The organism is Planomicrobium sp. CPCC 101079 (assembly GCF_007859275.1).
In the GTDB taxonomy this organism is placed as follows: Bacteria; Bacillota; Bacilli; order Bacillales_A; family Planococcaceae; genus Planococcus.
The window spans coordinates 40,840-56,992 of record NZ_VOHC01000010.1; the positions used below are offsets into that span (position 1 = coordinate 40,840).

18 protein-coding genes are annotated in these 16,153 nt (G+C 44.2%); 9 read left to right on the forward strand and 9 right to left on the reverse strand.

Features of this window, described 5'->3' with window-relative positions:
* The first annotated feature begins 4 nt into the window (after nucleotides 1-4).
* Both FQV28_RS04365 and FQV28_RS04370 read left to right on the forward strand, forming a co-directional pair.
* A complete protein-coding gene (locus FQV28_RS04365; RefSeq protein WP_146494358.1) occupies nucleotides 5-352 on the forward strand; it encodes a YlbF family regulator in 348 nt (115 codons plus the stop codon).
* Nucleotides 353-444: 92 nt separating this feature from the next.
* Entirely contained in the window at nucleotides 445-1,224 is a 780-nt protein-coding gene (locus FQV28_RS04370) for an enoyl-CoA hydratase (RefSeq protein ID WP_146494359.1), read from the forward strand.
* A gap of 159 nt (nucleotides 1,225-1,383) precedes the next feature.
* Here the strand turns inward: FQV28_RS04370 and FQV28_RS04375 are convergent, their stop codons facing one another.
* Nucleotides 1,384-1,617, reverse strand: a complete 234-nt coding sequence (locus FQV28_RS04375) for a YczI family protein (protein WP_146494360.1) — start codon at nucleotides 1,615-1,617, stop codon at nucleotides 1,384-1,386.
* 177 nt (nucleotides 1,618-1,794) lie between these two features.
* Nucleotides 1,795-1,980 carry a YhzD family protein gene (locus FQV28_RS04380; protein ID WP_146494361.1) on the reverse strand — a complete coding sequence of 62 codons (186 nt, stop codon included), beginning with the start codon at nucleotides 1,978-1,980 and terminating at the stop codon, nucleotides 1,795-1,797.
* A 124-nt stretch (nucleotides 1,981-2,104) separates the two neighbouring features.
* On the opposite strand from FQV28_RS04380, the gene FQV28_RS04385 reads away from it, so the two are divergent.
* The 5 genes from FQV28_RS04385 to yhaM all read left to right on the forward strand — a co-directional run bounded on the left by FQV28_RS04385 (nucleotide 2,105) and on the right by yhaM (nucleotide 9,345).
* Nucleotides 2,105-3,004: an ABC transporter ATP-binding protein gene (locus FQV28_RS04385; RefSeq protein WP_146494362.1), complete on the forward strand. Its 900-nt coding sequence runs from the start codon at nucleotides 2,105-2,107 to the stop codon at nucleotides 3,002-3,004.
* Nucleotides 2,997-4,244: an ABC transporter permease gene (locus tag FQV28_RS04390; protein ID WP_146494363.1), complete on the forward strand. Its 1,248-nt coding sequence runs from the start codon at nucleotides 2,997-2,999 to the stop codon at nucleotides 4,242-4,244. The genes FQV28_RS04385 and FQV28_RS04390 overlap by 8 nt, the downstream gene beginning before the upstream one ends.
* A gap of 103 nt (nucleotides 4,245-4,347) precedes the next feature.
* Complete coding sequence (locus tag FQV28_RS04395) at nucleotides 4,348-5,565, forward strand: metallophosphoesterase family protein (protein WP_146494364.1); 1,218 nt, start codon at nucleotides 4,348-4,350, stop codon at nucleotides 5,563-5,565.
* 4 nt (nucleotides 5,566-5,569) lie between these two features.
* The gene (locus FQV28_RS04400; RefSeq protein ID WP_146494365.1) at nucleotides 5,570-8,410 is read left to right on the forward strand and encodes an ATP-binding protein; all 2,841 of its coding nucleotides are present in this window, start codon (nucleotides 5,570-5,572) and stop codon (nucleotides 8,408-8,410) included.
* Nucleotides 8,407-9,345, forward strand: coding sequence for a 3'-5' exoribonuclease YhaM (yhaM, locus tag FQV28_RS04405; RefSeq protein ID WP_146494366.1), 939 nt, complete (start codon nucleotides 8,407-8,409; stop codon nucleotides 9,343-9,345). Before FQV28_RS04400 ends, yhaM begins: the two co-directional genes overlap by 4 nt.
* 92 nt (nucleotides 9,346-9,437) lie before the next feature.
* Here the strand turns inward: yhaM and FQV28_RS04410 are convergent, their stop codons facing one another.
* The 7 genes from FQV28_RS04410 to FQV28_RS04440 form a co-directional block, all read right to left on the reverse strand.
* On the reverse strand, nucleotides 9,438-10,325 hold the full coding sequence (locus tag FQV28_RS04410; RefSeq protein ID WP_146494367.1) for a peptidylprolyl isomerase: 888 nt from the start codon (nucleotides 10,323-10,325) through the stop codon (nucleotides 9,438-9,440).
* Nucleotides 10,326-10,618: 293 nt separating this feature from the next.
* Nucleotides 10,619-10,804, reverse strand: a complete 186-nt coding sequence (locus tag FQV28_RS19440; protein ID WP_146494368.1) for a hypothetical protein — start codon at nucleotides 10,802-10,804, stop codon at nucleotides 10,619-10,621.
* 60 nt (nucleotides 10,805-10,864) lie between these two features.
* The gene (locus tag FQV28_RS04420) at nucleotides 10,865-11,410 is read right to left on the reverse strand and encodes a DUF3267 domain-containing protein (RefSeq protein ID WP_146494369.1); all 546 of its coding nucleotides are present in this window, start codon (nucleotides 11,408-11,410) and stop codon (nucleotides 10,865-10,867) included.
* A 106-nt stretch (nucleotides 11,411-11,516) separates the two neighbouring features.
* Nucleotides 11,517-12,077 carry an HTH-type transcriptional regulator Hpr gene (locus FQV28_RS04425; protein ID WP_146494370.1) on the reverse strand — a complete coding sequence of 187 codons (561 nt, stop codon included), beginning with the start codon at nucleotides 12,075-12,077 and terminating at the stop codon, nucleotides 11,517-11,519.
* 190 nt (nucleotides 12,078-12,267) lie between these two features.
* Nucleotides 12,268-12,693, reverse strand: coding sequence for a YtxH domain-containing protein (locus FQV28_RS04430; protein WP_146494371.1), 426 nt, complete (start codon nucleotides 12,691-12,693; stop codon nucleotides 12,268-12,270).
* Nucleotides 12,694-12,818: 125 nt separating this feature from the next.
* Entirely contained in the window at nucleotides 12,819-13,349 is a 531-nt protein-coding gene (locus FQV28_RS04435) for a tryptophan transporter (RefSeq protein WP_146494372.1), read from the reverse strand.
* Nucleotides 13,350-13,452: 103 nt separating this feature from the next.
* Nucleotides 13,453-13,884, reverse strand: coding sequence for an HIT family protein (locus FQV28_RS04440; RefSeq protein ID WP_370455111.1), 432 nt, complete (start codon nucleotides 13,882-13,884; stop codon nucleotides 13,453-13,455).
* Between the two features lie 149 nt (nucleotides 13,885-14,033).
* Between FQV28_RS04440 and FQV28_RS04445 the strand changes: the two genes are divergently transcribed.
* Together FQV28_RS04445 and FQV28_RS04450 are read left to right on the forward strand one after the other, a co-directional pair.
* Complete coding sequence (locus FQV28_RS04445; RefSeq protein WP_146494374.1) at nucleotides 14,034-14,783, forward strand: ABC transporter ATP-binding protein; 750 nt, start codon at nucleotides 14,034-14,036, stop codon at nucleotides 14,781-14,783.
* Entirely contained in the window at nucleotides 14,767-15,972 is a 1,206-nt protein-coding gene (locus FQV28_RS04450) for an ABC transporter permease (RefSeq protein ID WP_146494375.1), read from the forward strand. Before FQV28_RS04445 ends, FQV28_RS04450 begins: the two co-directional genes overlap by 17 nt.
* Nucleotides 15,973-16,153: the final 181 nt, after the last annotated feature.

The following is a 16,153-nucleotide window of genomic DNA, read 5'->3' on the forward strand; positions in this document are numbered from 1 at the left end:
GATGATGGCAGTAAACATTTATGACGACATCAACAAATTAGCAAGCACATTCCGCGAAACAGAAGAATTCGGTAAACTTCAGGAGGCAGTTGCTGCAGTGACTGCAGATGATGAAGCAAACGACTTGTTCAAGAGCTTCCGTGATCTGCAAATTACGCTTCAACAAAAACAAGCGCAAGGTGAAGAAATCACTGAAGAAGAAATCATGGGCGCTCAACAAACCGCTCAAGAAGCGCAGCAAAACCCAAAAATCTTGGCAATGCTGGAAGCTGAAATGGGCTTGAGCCAAATGATCGAAGAAGTGAACCGTGTATTGATCCAACCGGTTCAAGCTTTATACGAAAGCATGTAAAAATTTCTCTTAAATAAAGGGATACAAGAAGAAGACACCGAATACGTAAAGATGAATGCTAATTCATTTTTGCGAAAGGGTGTCTTTTTCTTATGTACGAAACCATCCAATTAATAAAAAAAGATCGTGTTGGCCACTTGGTATTGAATCGGCCAAAATCGATGAATGCGATGACCGGCTTAATGATGAAAGAACTGGCCGACTGTTTTGAATCGTTGCTTCAAGATGGCTCACTTCAAGTGTTGGTCATTCGGGGAGAAGGGCGTGCTTTCTCAGCAGGAGGCGATATCAAGGAAATGATGGATCCCGATCGTCCGATGGATATCGATGTGGTGATGAAAGATGTGTCGCGTCTGGCAAAAGCGCTTTATACACTGCCGCAGATTACCATTGCGTCGATACACGGGGCTTCAGCGGGCCTTGGTTTTAGCATGGCGTTAGCTTGTGACTATATTATTGCGGAAGAAGGCAGCAAGTTGGCGATGAACTTTATCGGCATCGGCCTTGTACCGGACGGCGGCGGACATTTTTTCTTAAAAGAACGTGTTGGGGTCCCGAAAGCCAAACAAATTATTTGGGCCGGGCAAACGTTGAAAGCGCATGATGCGATGGCAAAAGGACTGGTGGATGAAGTGACTGCGGAAGGGCGCGCGCTTGAACACGCCGAAGCATATGCGCAAGAAATGCTGATGTCGCCGCTTCGGGCCAAATTAGCATCAAAACATGCGCTGCACCAGCTTAAAATCGGAGAACTTGATAAGATGCTGGAAATGGAAGCGGCTGCGCAATCGGCCATGCGAAAATCGGAAGACCACCTTGAAGGCATCCAAGCGTTTGTTGAAAAACGCAAACCGGAATTTACGGGAAAATAACAGTCGCTTGAAGAAAAAGGGTTCGATTGTCTGAAACAACGAAAATTTCTAGGCTCTTTTCACCTTAGTAATTACTTTATGTAAACATAGGAAGCGTATTCTAACTCGAATACGCTTCTCGGTTCATTTGATTGAGAATAACTAGTTGCATTCAACGCCTTATAATAAGATAAAACTTTGAATAGATACAACTAGTGAAAATGCAAATGCAAGTACCAACAACCAGCCCATCAGCTTTCTGTTTTGCTGGAATTCCTGTATCCCCATCATCAACATTGTGAGTCCCAAAAATAAAGTCAAATATGCTTGAAATTCATAATTTCGTGTAATTAGCCCATAACCAGCCAGGCCTAATGAAATAATGGAAAATAAAATCCGGAAAATTACTAACAACGTTGCTTCCTCCTTGAATGAAACCGTCTGTTTTCTTAACTAAGGCAATAGCCAAATGACATTCAGCAAAATTTGCGATGAAGCATTCATTTTATTAGTGAAGCGAAATGAAAAATACTGAAAATAATTCTCTAAAACTTTTAAAAGCATGGCGCATTTTGCCATGCTTTTCGTCTTTTATGAATGGAACAGCAATAATTTTCCGGCTGGCGAAACAACACGGTGCGTTTGGTTCAACAAATCTTTTTCTTCAAGAAGCGCCCGTCCTTTGTCTCGTGCTTCCTCATCAGTAGAAGCAGTGAACGTTTCTTCCGTGATCAATTTGCCGGTTTGCTCAAAAGCAGTTAATTTATACGTTTTCATGCTGAAAACATCCTTTCTGAATGCTTATTCATTTTAAGTATAGCCGGTTTTAATTTAAATGTCCTCCGATTGCGAAACATTTTAATGGGTGTTCCGTATAAATAAAGAGAGAGGAGGAGTCTAAATGGCTTTATATGTAGAACAAGCGACAAAAAAATTCGGGGATTTTACAGCTGTAGACAATGTTTCGCTCAGGGTAGAACGAGGCCAAATGCATGGCTTTTTGGGTGCCAACGGAGCAGGGAAAACGACGACATTTCGGATGATTCTGGGGCTTCTTGATCCCACTCACGGAGAGGTTAGTTGGAACGGAAAGCCTATTACATACGGGACAAGCCCGGAAATCGGCTATTTGCCGGAAGAACGGGGTTTGTACCCAAAGATGAAAGTTGAAGACCAACTGATTTATTTGGCGGAATTGCGCCGGATGCCGAGGAAAGAGGCGAAGCGGGAAGTGGCCAATTGGCTTGAGCGGTTTGAAGTGCCTCACTATGCTTTGAAAAAAGTGGAGGAGTTGTCAAAAGGCAATCAACAGAAAATCCAGCTTATTGCATCTCTGTTGCATAAACCATCTTTGCTGATTTTGGATGAGCCGTTCAGCGGACTTGATCCGGTCAATGTGGAAATGCTGAAGAGCGCCATTCTGGACTTTCAAAAACAAGGGGCAACTATTGTATTCTCCAGCCACCGAATGGACCATGTTGAAGAATTGTGCGATGACATCAGCATTTTGGATAAAGGAAAAATGATTTTGTCCGGCTCGATCCGTGACGTGAAACGGTCTTTCGGCAAACAAAATGTCCGCATCAAAACAGAAGGCGACTTGTCAGCGCTGATGGATGTGAAGGGCGTAGAGAAATACAAGAAAACACGCGATGGAGCGCTGTTTCAAATTGCTGATGAAAAAACTGCGCAAACGCTTTTAACTGAATCGATGAAGTTTGGGACACTGCGGCATTTTGCCATCGAAGAACCTTCGCTCGAAGAAATTTTCATCGCAAAGGTGGGAAAAGTGTATGCATAGTTTTTGGATTATTTTCAAGCAGGCGTTCCTGACAAAAGCAAAAACAAAATCTTTCGTTATCACTACACTGATTGTCTGTGCCTCTTTTTTTCTGATGGCAAATCTGCCGAAAATTTTAGATGTGTTCCAAGGTCCTCAAGAAGATTCGGTCCTCCATATTGTGGATGCATCAGGAGAACTGGCCTCCCGTTTTCAAGAGCAGCTGGAATTGCTGGATAGCAGCGTCCAAGCGATGCCCACTGACATGACGGAGCAGGAATTGAAAGATGGCATCATAGATGGCACGGTCTATGCTTACATAGTGCTTGAAAAAGAAGAACAGCTGACGGCACGCTACGTTTCGGAATCGGCCAATGAAATGGAAAACGGTTCCGATATTGAACAAGCGGTGCAATCACTGCAAACGGTTTTAACGGCTGAAAATTTGAACTTGAATGGCAGCCAAGTACAGCAGTTGTTTTCGCCGGCCGTATTTGAACGGGAAGCGGTATCGGAGTCGTCTAAATCGCAGGAAGAATTAAGCCAGGCAAGAGGGCTGGTTTACATTTTGATCATGTTGATTTATATGTCTGTCATTTATTACCCCAATATGATCGCCACGGAAGTGGCCACTGAAAAATCATCCCGGGTCATGGAAATTCTGATTTCAAGCGTTTCTCCTGTCAAGCACATGTTTGCGAAAATTGCGGGCATCGGCACACTCGGCATTTTGCAGATGATGCTTTTTGGCTTGTCAGGCTATGTGGCGATCAAAACGGCTGGAACGAGTATGACAGAGGGCGTTTTCAGTGTTTTCGGTTTTTCGGAAGTAAAGATCAGCACCTTCTTGTTTGCCGTTCTATTTTTCCTATTGGGGTATTTTCTATATGCTGTGCTTGCCGCGCTGCTCGGTTCACTTGTTAGCCGGATCGAAGATGCGCAGCAATTGATGCTTCCGATGATGTTTTTAATCATTGTGGCTTCGTTTATTGCCTTTTCCGGCATTTCCGTACCAGAAGCAAAATTTGTGACCGTTGCATCTTTCATTCCGTTCTTTACGCCGCTGGTCATGTTTTTGCGTGTCGGCATGCTTGATCTTCCGCTATGGGAGCCGCTGTTGGCGGTTGCCCTTATGCTGATCACCATCGGGCTTCTTGGCTGGTTTGGGGCAAGGGTCTATAGGGGCGGGGTATTGATGTATGGCTCTTCCCAATCGCTAAAAGATATACGGAAAGCTATCGCATTGGGCAATAAAAAATAATGGAAAAGCCGTTAGCGGAGGAGTTTTCTGCTAACGGTTTTTTTTCGGCCTCTTCCATGTTAAAATAAGAACAAATATTCGGCTTTTTAAAGGGGTTTTATTTATGGGGCATATTCGATTTATCCATGCGGCCGACTTGCATTTAGGCAGTCCGTTTACAGGCATGAAGGGTTTGCAGAAAGAGCAGTGGAAAAAGTTGAAAGACAGCACACTGGATGCTTTTGACCGGCTGATTGACTACACTGTCGCAGAACGGCCTGATTTTTTACTGATCGTCGGCGATATCTATGACGGAGAGGATCGCAGCATCCGTGCACAGCACCGGTTCCAATTAGGGATGCAGCGCCTTCGGGATTCAGGAATTCCAGTGGTGATCAGCCATGGCAACCATGATCACTTAAGCGGCAAATGGACTCGTTTCGAATTGCCGGAAAATGTGCATGCATTTGGGCCAGCCGTTTCCCAAATAGAGCTATCAACCGAACATGGAGATGTGGTCATTACCGGTTTCAGTTATGGGGAACGCCATATTAAAGAACCGATGATTTCAGCTTATCCGCCTGCTGAAAGGCAAGAAGCTTTCTATATTGGCATGCTGCACGGGAGCATGGAAGGAGATACAGCGCACGCTGTGTACGCTCCTTTTACAAAAGAGCAGCTGCTCACCAAAAATTACGATTATTGGGCGCTTGGCCATATCCATATGCGGCAGGAATTGCACCAGGAGCCGTCCATTGTGTATTCCGGCAATATCCAAGGGCGCCATAAGGGAGAAGCAGGACAAAAAGGCTTCTACGATGTCGCATTGTCAAAACATGAAACCTTGCTTTCTTTTGTGCCGGTATCCGTTATTCAATTTGACCGCATTGCGGTCTCTTGCAGCGGAATGATGCATATGAACGAAGTGCTGGAGGCATGCCGAGAAGCTGCAGCCCAGTATGCCAGCCGTTACGGGGAAGCTATTGTCGAGCTGGAATTTATCGGCATGGACGCAGAAGCAGCTGAGCTCTTCAGGGAGATTCCGGAAACTGAATTGATGGAAACAATCCGTGAAGCGGTAGAAGCGGATGGGGAGTTTGTATGGATCCACAGTCTCGCTTTTGAGGAAAATGCGGCTGACTTGCCGATATCACCGTTTGGCGAACAAATTATTGGTGCTATCAAGGCTTGGAACATCAACAACTGGAAAGAAGTGCTGAATGATTTGTACCGGCATCCAAAAGGCAGCAGATTTCTTGATGCGATAGACAACCAAACCATTGACGAACTTCAAGAAGGTGCCATCCAGAAAATACGGCGCGGCATGCAAATAGAGGAGTAACCATATGAAAATTGAAAAATTGATTATTTACGGGTTCGGCAAACATGAAAACCGGACAATTGATGTCAGTCCGCAATTATCTTTGTTTTATGGGCCTAACGAAGCTGGAAAGACGACCATTCAGCAATTTATCATCCAAACATTGTTTGGCTATCCTATGCGCAATCAAACAAAAACGCGATATGAGCCAAAATCTGGCGGCAAGTACGGAGGGCAGCTTCAATTGGTTGATGAAAAATACGGCCGGGTAATCGTCGAACGAGTAAAAGGAAAAGCAGCAGGCGATGTAACGGTCTTTTTTGAAGACGGTACAAGAGGCGGAGAAGCCGAGCTGAAAATGATTTTGCGCGACTATGACCGGGCCGCATTCGAATCCATTTTCTCGTTTTCCATCCATGAGCTGCAAGGGCTGGAGCGGATGACTGAAGAGGAGTTGAGCAGAACGCTGCTTGCTTCCGGAACAACAGGAATTGATGCCATTACGAAAATGGAAAGCCGTCTGGAAAAAGATATGGGGTTATTGTTCAAAAAGGCCGGCCGCAATCCGGAAATGAATTTGCTGATTGAAGAACTTAGAGAAAATGAAAAAGAATTGAGGAACTTTCGGTCGGAGACAGAACTTTACGGACCATATTTAGAGCGGATACACGAGATAGAAAACCGGTTAGCCGATATGACGGAAGAAGAAAAGCAAATTTCCAGCAGCATGCGAGAAGCGGAAAAACACCTTCAGTCGCTGCCTTTGCTTGAAAAATCGGCAATGTTAACAAAAGAGCTAAAGGAGCTTGAAGGAGCCGGCGGTTTTCCAGCAGACGGCAGACGTCGTATGGAAAGGCTGCAAGACCGGATGACCGAAACAGCTTCAAAAATTGATTACGTGAATAACGAGCTAGCAGCGCTTCGGGGCTCGGAGGAAGGTCTACACGATACAGAAACGCTCGAACAGTTGCTGAACAGGGAATCGGAATGGCATCAACTGCAAATGCTGCATCGCCAAAAGAAAGATGAAATGACCAAATTGCTGGACGACCAGGAAAGGCTAGTCGGTTTGGTGGGCATGCCAGCCGAAGCGGCGCTGCAGAGCGATGTATCATTGAACCGCGAAGAACAGCTGATTTTTCATGTTGAGCAACTGGATATGGAAGAAGAGGAAAAGCGCTTTACTGCCCGCCAATTGTCTGAAGAAAAAAGTGTAATGGAGAATGCCCGGAAACAGGTGGGTGCGCTTTTGGAACATCGTCCTACGGACAGGGAGCGCCAGGAAGCTGAGCAGTGGCCAGCTATATCAATGCGGCTGGCTGAGGCAAAAGCTGCGAAGCGTTTAGAGCGTTCCGCCGACTCGCGCATGCTCAGCTTCTTTTTTCTTGGCTTGGGCCTCCTGGGCCTGCTGTTCGGTATGATACAGGGAAATTATGCAGTTGCAGGCATAGCGTTCCTTGCGGCAGCAGCCGGTGCTTGGGCAATTATGAAAAACGGCCAGCCGGCAAAAAGGGATAGCGGCCATGAAAAACTTTTACAGAAGTATGCGGGAAGAGAAACCGAAATGGATGCGCTGGTCCAGCGGGTGAACGAATTCGACCGAAAGCTGGAGGACGCACAACTTCGGTTTGCTGCCGCCAAAGAGAAAATAGCACTGCTATCCCAAACAGCACTAGGACAGCCAGCAAAGGAAGCGTACGAGCAATTTCTTGAGCAACTGGGAATCGACCCGCGTTCTAACCGGTCAACCGTCCTGGACCTATTTGAAAAGCTAAGAGAAATTCAAGCCGTGCATTCCCGTCTCGGCCGCCTTGAACAAGATGTAGCCGTCCTTGCCCGACAGATAAGTGAATGGCTGGAACAAGCGGAAGCGATTTTAACAAGGCCACTATCTCCTGCAGGCCTATATGCTGAGTTGCGAAGTGAGTATGCCATTCGCCAAAAGCAGAAAGCAGAGGCGCTGAAAAGGGAAGAAAAACGAGCGGAACTTAAGGCCGAGGCTAAAAAAACTGCCGCCTTTTTAGAGCAAGTAGAAAAAGAAAAACATTTGTTGCTTCAGGAAGCAGCAGCGGCTGACGAAAACGCGTTTTACAAAGTTGCCGACGATGCAGCAAAAAAAGAAGCCCTTCTGCATGAGCTTGCGCCTATTCGTTCCCAACTTTCTGTTTTAGGGCATGCAGAACTTCCGGCCGGCTTAAACAAAGAAGAGCTAAGCGGCTTTTTAGCCCATCAGGAAACAAAACTAACGGAACTGAAGAATGAACGCAACGAATTGCTTGCGGAACTGGCTGATAAGCAGCAGACAACGCAAAAACTGCTATCAAACGGAGAGTACGAAGAGAAGCTACAGCAATTTGAAGAGAAAAAAGCCGAGTTTGCAGCACTTGCGAAAAGCTGGGCGATCAACAAGGCCATCATAGAAGCGATCAAGCAAACCATGGACGAATTAAAAGAAAAGAAATTGCCAGCAGTTATTGCTGATGCCGAAACATACTTCAGCAAACTGACAGCCCAAGCGTATAGCGGATTAGAAATGAATCCCGCGGGCTTTTTCGAAGCGGTAAGAACAGATGGCATGCGTTTTCATATTGCCGAACTGAGCCAAGCGACAAAAGAGCAAGCATATATTGCTCTAAGGCTGGCCCTTGCGGTGTCGATGCAGCAAAGCCATCCGTTTCCTATAGTGATGGATGACGCTTTTGTCCATTTTGATCGCAGTCGCCTTCAGCAAATGATAAACTTAATAACAGAGCTGCAAGCGAACCATCAGTTTATTTATTTTACTTGCCATGAAACTATGCAGCAGGTTTGGCCGAATGCCCATGTCATTCATGTGGCAAACACAGAAAGGAGTGTGCACTCATGACAAAAGGAATCACACAACGGGCAGTAGGGGAGACCATTGATGAATATTTGCTGATCAAGCAATCCGTCAAAGGCGTCACCACAACGGGCAACCCGTTCATATCGCTTGTCTTACAGGACAAAAGCGGAGATATCGAAGCGAAATTGTGGGATACAAAAGAAGAACAGGAAAAAATGTTTGCAGCTGAAACCATTGTGCGGGTAGGAGGGGAAATCCATAATTACCGCGGAAAAAATCAATTGCGGATCAAAAGCATCCGTCCGGCCAAGCCGGAAGAAAACCAGTCGATCGCTGACTTGATGCCATCTTCTGAAAAAAGCACCGAACAATTGTCAGAAGAAGTGATGAGCTATTTATTTGAAATGCAAAACCCTCAAATTCAGCGCATCACACGCCATATTTTAAAAAAATACCAACAAAAATTCCTGACATACCCGGCAGCTACAAGAAACCACCACGATTATGTTTCCGGCCTTGCAGACCACGTTGTTTCCATGCTGCAGCTTGGGAAGGCGCTATGCGGCATTTATCCATCGTTGAACAAGGATTTGCTGTATGCCGGCATTATTCTTCATGACATTGGAAAAGTGTTTGAGTTGTCTGGCCCTATAGCTACAACTTATACCATCGAAGGAAACTTGATCGGGCATATTTCCATCATGGTAACCGAAATAGCCAAAACAGCGGAAGAGCTTGAAATTGACGGAGAAGAAGTGCTGTTGCTCCAGCATCTTGTCCTGTCCCATCATGGAAAAGAAGAATGGGGGAGCCCGAAACGGCCGATGATTAAAGAAGCCGAAATCCTTCATTACATCGACAACATCGATGCCAAAATGATGATGCTCGACCGGGCGCTCGGTAAAACGAAACCTGGGGAATTCTCAGAGCGCCTGTTTGCCCTGGATAACCGTTCGTTTTATAAGCCGACGATTTAAAGTGGGCTTCTCATTAATTTACTAAACAAATAATCAATAGCAAAAACCCGTTGTTATGGGTAGCCCATAACAACGGGTTTTAATTTGCGCCCTTATTCAGCTGGTGCTGCTTCAGCGTTTAGAATGCTGTCCAAAGCGCCTTTTAAATCTTCATCTTTAATATCGATATTTGCGTCTTCCATCATCTTAGCGATTTTTGGAACAAGAGCCGCTTGATCCGCTTTTGCAACTGCTAATTCAGTGCGGATCGCTTCTTTTTGGTCTTCAAGTGCCGGTTGATCTTCCACTTTGCGTTTTTCAAGAACTTGGATGACGTGGAATCCGTGCTGCGTTTGAACCGGTTCACTGATTTCGTCTACTTCCAAATTATAAGCCGCTTCTTCAAATTCAGGTACCATTGCGCCAGCGCCAAACCAGTCAAGGTTTCCGCCGTTTGCAGCTGACCCTGGATCCGTGGAGTTTTCTTCAGCCAATTTTGCGAAGTCAGCGCCTTCGTCCAATTGTTTTTTGATGTCTGCCGCAGTTGCTTCATCAGCAACCAAGATATGGCGGGCATTAAGCTCAGTGCCTTGGCGGTCATATTGTTTTTGAATTTCTTCGTCAGTGACTTCAACGTCTTCAGTCAATGCTTTTTCCTGAAGCAAATTCAAACGGATGACTTTTTTATAGCTTTCTTCTGTTTGGTTGTTTTGAGCAAGGAATTGGTCGAAGCTTTCGCCCATTTCTTCCTGTGATTTCTTATACTCTGCGTCTACTTCTTCGTCAGTGACTTCGTAGTTTTCGCCAAGCACTTTTTCAATCATAAGGATCTGAACAGCTTGTTCACCCACTGAAGCTTTCATTTCTTCATAAAGGTCGTTTTTTGTGATATCTCCCACTTCAGAAGATACGACAACTTCGCTGTCTGAACCGTTCCCGCTGCATGCGGATAAAGCTAGAACTGATGCAGCCAAAGTGACTGTTAAAAATGATTTTTTCATTATTTTCGCTCCCAACTTTCTTTCTTGATGCCAGTGTTACTATACCATAAAAGCTTAAAAAATCAAAAAGTTTCGTAAAAGTAAAATCCGGGTAAATAAAAGCGCACAAAAGTGATGAAGATTCTCACGGCTTGCCAGCAGCCCGGGCGTGGCTTCAGCCATTTTCTCCGCTACGGGATCTTTAGCTCACGCTCAACCAGCAGGAAAGGGGATGGTTTGAAGATTGGCTAACATGCCAATCCAATAGAATGCCCAACAAACTAAAAAGTTCATTTGCCAAAAGGCAAATGAACTTATGGGGTAAATTCTACGCCAACGTATAAGGATACTAGTAAAATTGTGATTAATATATTAATCGTCCGAAATATTTTTTCATGATTTTCCTCAGGAATTTCCCGTGAAGTTACCAATGCTAATGTCATGCGGTTGATTTGAAACAAGTAAAATACAGAGAAAACAACTACAAAGCCGATTAACATGAATTTCCTCCCCTCTGAACTTAGGTTCTAGTATAGCAAATCCGGGAAGAAAAAACAGGTTTAGGCCATCGGCTGAGGCACAAGAATTTCAAAGCCGGTATCTGTTTCTTCTATTAACGCATGTTTTGGAGAACGCGCTAAATTCCGCATGTAAATCAAATCAGGAACGCATAGGGCACAATGGTATGCAAGCAGCATCGCAAAATAATGGCTGAAAGCCGGCATCCAAATGCTCAAAGTGACAATGGCTGCATTAATCAAAAAGAAAGGAGTGACCAAAGTAAAGATAAAACGTATTTTGGCCACTGGCTCAGCTATTTTCAGCGTAATGATGGGCATCAATCCCAATTGTTTTGTGAGAATCAGGCGTATGCATTTGCGGCATCCGAAAAGCGGAATAAAATGGCATACTTTGTGAAGCGGATAAATCCCTAAGATTGCCAGGATAAATGGCAGAAAGTACTGGTCGGATAAAGGATCGGTATAAACGATGTTGAGCGTGATATAGAAGCTGATGAATACACCAACTCCGATAAGCGCGGACATCATGAATAGCCGGTCGAATCCGTACTGTTTTTTTACGTTTATAGTTTTCCAGCAATGCATGATTTGCATCTCCTACAAGTGAGAATTCTCTTATGAGTCGATACATACAATACAACTATTTTTAGAGAAAAGCAACCATAAAATTAAGGTATTTCAAGAATGTTTTTTATGGTTTTTCAGCAGTTTGGATAATGTGATTTTCTTCGCTGAACCGGTTTTCGATGTTCTTGAAGGAAGCTTCGAAGATCTCCATAAAATCATCTCCGTAAATATTGCGGATAACGGCCATTACGTCCATGAATTCTGGAAATCTTCCGTATAATTCCCGCAAAGGCAGAGACCCTTCGATAACTGAATGAGGAGTATCGTGGTATTTTTCAATCATTTCTTGCATCAACTCTTCGCCTTTTTTCGTCAGTTCAACATATGTATTGCGTTTATCGGTATCGCGTTTTGAGAAAGCCAATAATTCGCGTTCTTCCAGTTTTTTCGAAAAGTTAAAGGCTGTCGAGACATGCATCACACCAAATTTTGCCACGTCTGAAATAGAAGCGCCTTTTAAATGATAGGAGATCCATAGAATGTGGTGTTCATTAATATTTAAATCATAAGGTTTTATCCATAGTTGCCAATCTTTTTCGACTGCTTTCCATAACGCTTTTGATAATTGGCCTATGCGTTGGCTAAACAGCATGGCTTCTTTCATCGTGTATTCTCGTTCACTCATTTAGGCACCAACTTTCCCCCGAAAGTATCTTCTCTTATTATAGCAGTAAAGCAACTACTATTAAAGTGCGAATAGTAAAAAAATTTTAAAATAAGAAATCTTGTGAAATTTAGGTCGAAAGATTTTAGAAAAATCGGAATTCAACCAAAAAAATGCCGGCAGCTTTTCTTGTAAGCTGCCGGCATTTTTATTATTTTTCGTTTACGGAACTGCTCTGGTCTTCTTTATTATCTTTGCTCTCATTGTTTTTATCATCTTTTTTATCTTTGCTGATCGACTTTTGAAGTTCTTCAATTGATTTTTGGATTGCCAAAATCTCAAGCTGAAGATGTTCTTTAGCCGGAACCGTACTTTGCTGCCATGCTTCCATTGATTTTTTCAGTTCATCCATCGCGGCAGGAAGCTGGCTTTTAGATTCAGCCGTTAAAGCCGCTACAGATTCTTTTAGTTCGTTTACTTTCTCTTTTACTTCGGATAATCTGTCTTTCCAATCAGTAGAAGTGGATTTCACCGAAGTCCGGAGATCTTTACCTGATTGTGGAGTAGTAAATAATGTTGCTGCAGCTCCTGCTGCTAGCCCTGTCGCAAGCCCTATAAAAAATGTTGATGCTCTCATATGCCAAACGCCCCTTTCATCTATACGGTTCTTTTCCTTTATTCCACTTAATTAAAACATAAAGATGAATGGGGATTCAACGAAAAAAAGCTTTTCACCGGTTTTATCGGTGAAAAGCTTTTTAATTATACGCTTTGAGACACTGCAGTTTGCAGTTTTGAACGCTTGACCAACGTAATTACAATCGGGAAAATGAGCGCAAATGCCACACCATTAAATAAGACGGCAGGCAAGACGACAGTTGTGAAAAGCAGTCCGAAAGGAATTTCTGCGCCGATAACGAATATTGCCGCTGACAAGAAAATCGTGCCGGACAAAATTGTGCCAAGGCCACATAAAACAACTGCTACCGGAAGTTTTGTTGCAACTTTCTTAATGAGCAGTACAACTGCGAAAAAGACGAATGCAGTAATGAACTTATCGATAATGTTCGGGAAAAAACCGCCGGGGAATGTGGAAAACAGACCGGAAATCACACCAGTTGTCACTCCCAGCAAAAAGACGCTTTTAACATTCGGGAATAACAAGATTCCGACAAACATCATCGTTAGCATGAAATCGGGTTTCATGCCCCCGTTAATTCCAGGGATGATCAAGTAAAGTGCTGCTCCTACGCTGACCAGCAGCGCCATTAAAACTAGATTTTTCGTATTCAATTCTCATCTCTCCTCAGCTCTACGCTTTTTTGTCTTCCCGGTCGTATCCTCATGATCGCCGGCGAAAAACTTAACCTGATTCTATCTTTTATCAAGGCATAAATCAAGTAAGGGAACTCAATTTTTCTTTTACTTCGTCCGCCAATTGCTGGATGCGTTCGGCGGTGAATTCTTTTTCTTTTGTTACCCATTTTGCTCCAAAACCGTCTGTCTCGCCATAGCGCGGGATGAAGTGCAAATGGAAATGTGCAACGCTTTGGCCAGCTTTGGCGCCGTTGTTGTTCAGTAAATTCATGCCAGCGGGTCCGAACGTTTCTTTAATGGCAGAAGCAATTTTCGGCACGACCGAAAACAAATCGGCCGCTTCTTGGGAGGTCAGATCGTATACCAGTGCCCGATGTGTTTTAGGGACAATCAGCGTATGCCCTTTCGTCAAAGGCATGATATCCATAAAAGCATACACATTGTCATCCTCATAGATTTTCACACTTGGGATGTCGCCAGCAATAATCTTACAAAAAATACAGTTTTCCATATTCCTCATCCTTTCATCGTTTCCCTTTTGGCAAGCAAGGAAATCCCGTTATTTCAAGTTTTGCTGTTCCTATTTTATCATATTTAATTATCCACAAAAGAAATCATCTACCAGTTTTGATACAATATGATGAGAAAGAGGTGTTGGCAATGGCAGTTTTGGAAGTTGAAGCGCTGACGGGAGGCTATACACGAAAACCCGTTTTGCAGGATGTGACATTTTCGATCAAAAAAGGCGAACTTGTCGGATTAATCGGATTGAATGGTGCAGGGAAAAGTACGACGATCAAACATATCATCGGATTGATGCAGCCGAAATCAGGCGAAATTCGTTTGAATGGCAAATCGTTTGAAGATGATATGGATGCTTACCGATCATCTTTTTCTTATATACCAGAAACGCCGGTTTTATATGAAGAATTGACGCTTCGGGAGCATTTGGAATTGACCGCCATGGCTTATGGGCTGGATTCCGCGACATTTGAAACCCGGTCAGCAGAATTGTTGAAAGAGTTCCGGATGGAAAAACGGCTTCGTTGGTTTCCATCCCATTTTTCAAAAGGGATGCGCCAAAAAGTGATGATTATGAGTGCATTTCTAGTGAATCCGTCCCTATACATTATTGATGAGCCATTTGTGGGACTAGATCCGCTTGGCATCAAATCGCTTTTGGACCAAATGGAGCAACAAAAGAAAAAAGGGGCATCGGTTCTGATGTCCACCCACATTTTATCGACAGCTGAACGTTATTGCGACCGGATTATTTTGCTGCATAACGGGCGTGTACGGGCAAGCGGCACGATGGCTGACTTACGGAAAGCATTCAATATGCCGGATGCTTCACTGGATGATTTGTATATTGCAATGACCGAGGATGAACTTAATGAAGAATTTGCATAATGTGTGGTCAAAGCGGCTTCAGAAATACGTGGTTGAAGTCCAAAATTATTTAAAATACGTGTTCACTGGCCATATTGCGGTGGTGCTGTTGTTTGCCATCGGCGCGGCCGGCTACGCCTATAGCGAATGGGTGCAAAACATTCCCCCGGAATTCCCGGGAGCTTGGCTATTGGCAGTAGTTTTTGGGGTGTTATTGGCTTATAGCCCGCCGACAACGTTGCTGAAAGAAGCAGATGCAGTATACTTTTTGCCGCTTGAAAGCAAATTGGATGAGTTTCTGAATCCGGCATTAAAATGGACATTTTTCTCGCAGCTATATTTGCCGGTTGTGGCGTTTGTTGTGTCTCTGCCCATGGTAAATGCCCTATACGGATTGGATTCCGCTTTATTGATCGGGTTGCCGATTTTACTGTTGCTATTGAAATGGTGGAATATCCAGACGGAATTTTCGTTCCGAAAAGCGAAAGCCGGGCAACAGGCATGGGTGGATCGCCTTGTCCGCTTTCTTGCCGTACTTTTGTTTGTTTATTTCTATATAGATGAACAGTTATTATTTGCGGTTGTTGTATTATTTATCATTATCATTTACGGCCGGTGGGTAAAACAGCAGGCAGTCGGCAAACCGTTTGCTTATGGGCACTTTATCGCGCTCGAAGAAAATCGGATGCTGCGCTTTTACCAGTTCGCCAATTACTTCACAGATGTTCCGCATATAAAAGGCAAAATCAAGGCGCGTTCTTGGCTCAACTGGATTTACCGCTTTATCAAACCAGGACCCAAAAACGCCCACCTTTATTTGGTGTGGCGCACGTTTATCCGGTCGGATGAATTGTTTTATCTATGGATCCGATTGACTGTCATTTTGATGGCCGGCGCTTGGCTGATTCCGTTTCCGGTTGCGGTCGCCATTTTTGCTGCGGCGCTGGCATTTGCTTCAGCTATCCAGGTGTGGCAAGGGCTGAATAAGACCCAGCATTTCCGGATGGATAATTTGTTCCCGTTGACTCAGTTTAATAGAGAGCAAGCGGTTTGGAAGCTGGTGTTGATCGTTCAAACGGTGCAAGCGGTTCTTACAGCGCTTGTTTTAGTGCTGGCTGGGATGTTCCTTACTGCTTTAGCCGCTTTTGTAATCATCGTTTTGGTATCATTGCTTACGGTGTCGGTTTCAAAGAAAAATAAGAAGAAATAAACCAAACCCTGCATCAGAAAGATGCAGGGTTTGGTTTTCAGGCTGTCGAGAAATTCTTGTTGCTCTTTTCACATTGCGCTCCAGGCGGACGCTTTCTTATCAGTAGTCAAGCCTTTTTCTTTTACAGAAGAGGGGAATGAGGGAAGCGTAGGCAGCGGGCTTTCCGTTCCGGCGCTCGCTT